The following is a 4,627-nucleotide window of genomic DNA, read 5'->3' on the forward strand; positions in this document are numbered from 1 at the left end:
TGGAAGACGAAAAATCGAGGGAAGCTCACTGTTCTTGTTGGCTGGACGAATGGAAGGGCAAGGTAACGATTGGATAGCCTGCCATTGCGCTTGGCAATAGCGGAAAGGCAGCACCAATGAGTACATCAAGTTTATACAAATCAAGAAGTCGATTGATGACGCTTTGCGAAGATTGTCGATTTTCTTTAACTTGCGCGAGATAGACAGGATCGGTTTATATTGCCAGCCTGCAATGGCTGTTAAAAACCTGCACGATGCAAACTGAATTATTCAAACTAAATTATTAAAGACGTCATCAGCTATCCTTTCCCTGCTCCGGCGGCGTTCAACTGCCGTTGCTCCGCAGCCCGGGCAGCCCAATCATCCGGCACCACAAATCCCCGATCAATTTCCAGCGCAAATGCAGCGTCCAAGCGCAAGGTCGCCATCAACAAGGGAGATCTATCGATCGCAAAATGCTGCGACAAGGCCAGTCGTGCTGCTGCCGGACTGAGCGCTTGATCAACAACTATCTTTGCCGGTGCCAGCCAACGCTGACGCGGCAGCAGTTGGTACAGACAGTTGTCATCCAGTTACAAGGCCGACAGGCTGCACCAATAGCCACGGCAAGCGTAAGCAGACACGCCCGGAACAGCGGCATCAGGCAGCTTGTCTTGCGGGTAAAACAACCAGCCTTTGACCAGCGCTTGCGCTGCTGTCACTGGCTCGGCCAAGTGCGTCTGCGAGGCCGGATGCTGAGACAGCGCTAATTGTTGCTGCAAGATTTTTTGCATTTTTGCACCCAGCGAATCGGCCAGGTTGGGGCCGAGAAAATCGCCCGCCTGCAAGGCGCCTTCACGGCTCTCCAGCAGATAAAATTTGGTAGCAAATTCCCAGTGCACGACACCGCCATCAAGGCGCAAAAGGAAATCGAATTCGCCTACGGTGTCGTTCTTGCTGGCTCTGACTTGCACGCTATGCGCGACTAGAAGCTGTCGCTGCGCGAAGTAAAACGCCAGCAATTTCTCAGCGTACAAGCCAAGCCGGGGTGATGGCAGAGCGCCGATATAGGCGTGCAACGCGGCTAATTTCTGCGGCGTCTGATCGAGCTCAAGCAGCCATGTCGCCAGATCGAGATCGACATAAGTGGCGACTTTTCCTTGCCACTGCGGCGCAGCCGCATCAAGCAAATCAGGTGCGTCCAACAGCCAGGCTAGCGCCCTTGCATGGGGATCGACAAGATGATTCCAGCGACGGTGAAACTGCTCCTGGCAAGTACCGATCAGCTCACTCACCGGCTTGTGCATAGGTGCTCATTACTAAACACAAATCGGCCCAGACCTTTCCTTTGTCGGCCGGTTGGCGCAACAAATAAGCTGGGTGGTAGGTAACTACCAGCGGCAGATCTGAGTAGAGATGCACGCTGCCGCGCAGATTGGATACCGGCGTCGCCGGGTCCAGCCCGAGCAGCGATACCGCAGCGGTCTTGCCGAGCGCAACCAGGACGCTCGGCCGGATCAGTTCTATCTGGCGCTGCAGGTACGGCAGGCAGGCCGCTACTTCTTCCGGCGATGGGGGTCGGTCGCGCCCGCTGCCGTCGGTTGGACGGCATTTGACGATATTGGCGATATAAGCATTCTCACCGCGTCTGAGGCCCATCGCCCACAGCATGTTATCAAGCAATTTGCCAGCCGGGCCGACAAACGGCTCTCCTTGCACATCCTCGTTGGGCCCGGGACCCTCGCCAATGAACAGCCATTTTGCCTTACTATCGCCAACGCCGAATACCGTATTTTTGCGCCCATGGCACAAGCCGCAAGCGCTACAGTTGGCCGCCGCCTGCTGCAATTGCGGCCAATCCATCGATAATGGCGAAGTCGCAGCAATCCCGATATGCGGCGCGGGGCTTAACGTCGCCACAGCATTATCGTTATCCGGCCACGCCGAAGAATCGTTCGCTATCGGCCGGGACATCTCGGGGTCAATTGCAAGCGCCTGCGATGGCATAATGTCGACAGCCTCCGGCGCGCCGTCGAACAATGCTATCCCGCCGTCTCGCCGCAGCCAGACCGGCCCCAGAACGATTTCGTCGAGGAAAACGCGGCGCCGGTTCACGTCGCTCATAACGACAGCCTCATGACGATCGCTTCTTCACGCTGATCGCCAGCCGCAGGATAGTAATCGCGGCAGCGGCCGATTTCAGCAAATCCGTAACGCAGGTAAATAGCAATTGCGCGCAGGTTCGACGGCCGCACTTCAAGCAATATAGAGTCCATGTGGAGTTGCCGCGCCACTTTACAAACCTGATCCAGCAGCATTTTTCCAATGCCGCGCCGATGCATGTCGCCATGGACACTGATATTCAAGAGATGCGCCTCATCAACAGCTGCCATCATGAAAAAATAACCCAGCAAAATCCCGCCGGCATCACGCAACACCCAGCACTCGTAGCCACTTTGGATCGAATCGAGGAAATTACCATAGGTCCAGGGATGCGAATATACGCTCTTCTCGATCAGCGCCACTTCATCCAGATCATCGATCCGCATGACGGCAAAAGAAAGCGGCCTGGACAGCACTGGCGGTGCCTGAAAATTCGCAATCACGCATTCACCTTGGCCGTCCTCTCAGCAGTAGTCAATGCCACTTTATTACGGAGATACAGAGGCTGCGCCTCCACGGCGTTGAGGCCATGTCCGCTGGCCAGCGCAACGCTGCCCAACAATGCAATCTGGCGCGCATGCGGCATGATGGCAGGCAAACCGCCAGCGGCGTAGGATGCCTGACCAAATGCCGAGGCGTAGGCAGACAATCCGTTACCGCAGGCTTGCAGCGCCGATGACTCAACCTGCAACGGCAAAACCTGCGCAGGTGCCGACAAAGTGGGGACAACGATTTCTTGCCAGGCAGCGCCATCGAAGCGATATTGTGCCCAGTAGACCTCGCCCATACGCGCATCTAATAGCGCCAGCACTTCGCTGGCGCCATTCAAATCCCGGCAGGCCTGCGCCATGGCCTCCAGCGTCACCACCGGCAGTACCGGCAGTTCAGCGCCGAAGGCCAAACCCTGCACGATTCCGCAGGCGGTGCGCACCCCCGTAAACGAGCCGGGGCCGATACCAAAGGCCAGGCCATCGCATTGCGCCAGGCTGATTCCAGCCTCGGCCAACAGGCTTTGCACCATCGGCAGTATGGATTGTGAATGTGTCTGCACCCCCGTGGTTTCGCGGATAATCAGTTGGCCGGCGCGCAGTATCGCGGCGGAGGCCAGTTCGGTAGATGTTTCGATGGCAAGAATGGTCTGCATAGCCGGTATTTTACCGCGCCAGAGCCTGCTTCGGCAGCCTGTAGCCTGACTCTGAGGCGCAATTACGCGCAAGTTGAACGGGAATATACCTGACTGCCGGCATGACAGCCGGCATTAAAGCCGTTAGCTCAGCAAACTCGGCCGCACTCGCTGTAAAATACCGCGCATGCTGATCCTTACTCTCGACAACGACAACCGCCACCAGCTGACCAACATCCTTGCCGCCGACGGCTGGGCCGTGGCTTGCCTCTGTGCAGCCTGGTGCGGGAGTTGTCGTGAATATTTCGCGAACTTTACAGCGTTGGCACAACGCCATGCTCAAATACAGTTTGTCTGGATCGATATCGAAGACCAGGCTGATCTGATCGGCGACCTGGATGTCGACAATTTTCCAACTCTTTTGATCCAGCGTGGCGACATCGTGGCTTTCCTGGGCCCGGTTGAAATGGATATGCGTCTGGCCGAGAGAGTCTTGCAAGCACAGATAGCGAAAAGTCCGGAAGAACTGCTAAGAGAAGCCCGTGGCAGCGTCGAGCGGCGCGGTTGGCAACAGGATGGCAATTTGTTAAGGCGTTTGCAAGATATCCGGACCTGAACTACAGACGGAAAGCCCCCCCCTGGCTCCTATCTTTTGCACCCACAGCCCCACAGTTACATCCGCATCGCCTGTGCCGCAGCGCCAGGGCAAAAGCCCGTGGCACTACCCTACAAACAATCAGCGAGCCAGCCAGGGATCGCAATCGGGATGAGGAAACTGCGCCATCATGAAGTCGACAAAACTGCGTACCTTAGCCGATAACAGCCGTCGGCTCGGGTACACCAGACGTACCTCCACCTTATTTATTTCATAGTCGGGCAGCAACCGTACCACCCGCCCCGTAATCAGGTCATCGCCTAATGTGTACGAACTGCGCATCGCAATGCTCATGCCTGCCAGCAGACAATGGCGCAGCAAATCCGTATTATTCGACATCACCTTACTGGTAATCGGTATGATCGAGGTGCCGTCGGCAGATTGAAAAGTCCAGTGATGACGCAAATGCTCCAGAGCGAAATTCAGGCATGAATGCTGCGCCAGATCTTCCGGTACCAGCGGCATGCCGCGTTGCGCGATGTACGAGGGGGAGGCGCACAATAACACCTCTGCAATTCCCAACTGACGCGCAACCATGCTCGCGTCAAATTTCTGGTTGACCGAAAAAACACCGACATCAAAACTGAGCTTCCCTCGATTTTTCGTCTTCCAACAGGTGGCTTTTATGCCGCCTGTTTTTCCTGATGTTGCTCAGTGAGCCAGTCATCTAAATACTGGCAGGGTGAACGATAGCCAAGCGTCGAATG

General features: G+C 56.1%; 5 protein-coding genes and 1 pseudogene. 1 reads left to right on the plus strand and 5 read right to left on the minus strand.

The window, feature by feature from the left end:
* Positions 1-299 precede the first annotated feature (299 nt).
* From ACIQ0R_RS11350 to tsaB, 4 genes and pseudogenes are all read right to left on the minus strand, one after another.
* Positions 300-1,286, minus strand: a pseudogene (locus tag ACIQ0R_RS11350) (DUF1853 family protein).
* A complete protein-coding gene (locus tag ACIQ0R_RS11355; RefSeq protein WP_395827411.1) occupies positions 1,267-2,103 on the minus strand; it encodes a uracil-DNA glycosylase family protein in 837 nt (278 codons plus the stop codon). Before ACIQ0R_RS11355 ends, ACIQ0R_RS11350 begins: the two are co-directional and overlap by 20 nt.
* A complete protein-coding gene (rimI, locus tag ACIQ0R_RS11360; protein WP_395827414.1) occupies positions 2,100-2,585 on the minus strand; it encodes a ribosomal protein S18-alanine N-acetyltransferase in 486 nt (161 codons plus the stop codon). Before rimI ends, ACIQ0R_RS11355 begins: the two co-directional genes overlap by 4 nt.
* Complete coding sequence (tsaB, locus tag ACIQ0R_RS11365; protein WP_395827417.1) at positions 2,582-3,286, minus strand: tRNA (adenosine(37)-N6)-threonylcarbamoyltransferase complex dimerization subunit type 1 TsaB; 705 nt, start codon at positions 3,284-3,286, stop codon at positions 2,582-2,584. Before tsaB ends, rimI begins: the two co-directional genes overlap by 4 nt.
* A 166-nt stretch (positions 3,287-3,452) precedes the next feature.
* Between tsaB and ACIQ0R_RS11370 the strand changes: the two genes are divergently transcribed.
* Positions 3,453-3,881: a thioredoxin domain-containing protein gene (locus ACIQ0R_RS11370; protein ID WP_395827420.1), complete on the plus strand. Its 429-nt coding sequence runs from the start codon at positions 3,453-3,455 to the stop codon at positions 3,879-3,881.
* Positions 3,882-4,001: 120 nt separating this feature from the next.
* Here ACIQ0R_RS11370 and ACIQ0R_RS11375 read toward each other — a convergent pair whose 3' ends face one another.
* Complete coding sequence (locus ACIQ0R_RS11375; RefSeq protein ID WP_395827422.1) at positions 4,002-4,547, minus strand: substrate binding domain-containing protein; 546 nt, start codon at positions 4,545-4,547, stop codon at positions 4,002-4,004.
* Between the last annotated feature and the right edge of the window lie 80 nt (positions 4,548-4,627).

The sequence above is a fragment of the Collimonas sp. genome (genome assembly GCF_044339385.1).
In the GTDB taxonomy this organism is placed as follows: domain Bacteria; phylum Pseudomonadota; class Gammaproteobacteria; order Burkholderiales; family Burkholderiaceae_D; genus Collimonas.

What these genes read in the sequence shown, in the direction of transcription:
- ACIQ0R_RS11355 (WP_395827411.1), bottom strand. Translation starts at nt 2,103, where the DNA reads ATGAGCGACGTGAACCGGCGCCGCGTTTTCCTCGACGAAATCGTTCTG.
- tsaB (WP_395827417.1), bottom strand. Translation starts at nt 3,286, where the DNA reads ATGCAGACCATTCTTGCCATCGAAACATCTACCGAACTGGCCTCCGCC.
- ACIQ0R_RS11370 (WP_395827420.1), top strand. Translation starts at nt 3,453, where the DNA reads ATGCTGATCCTTACTCTCGACAACGACAACCGCCACCAGCTGACCAAC.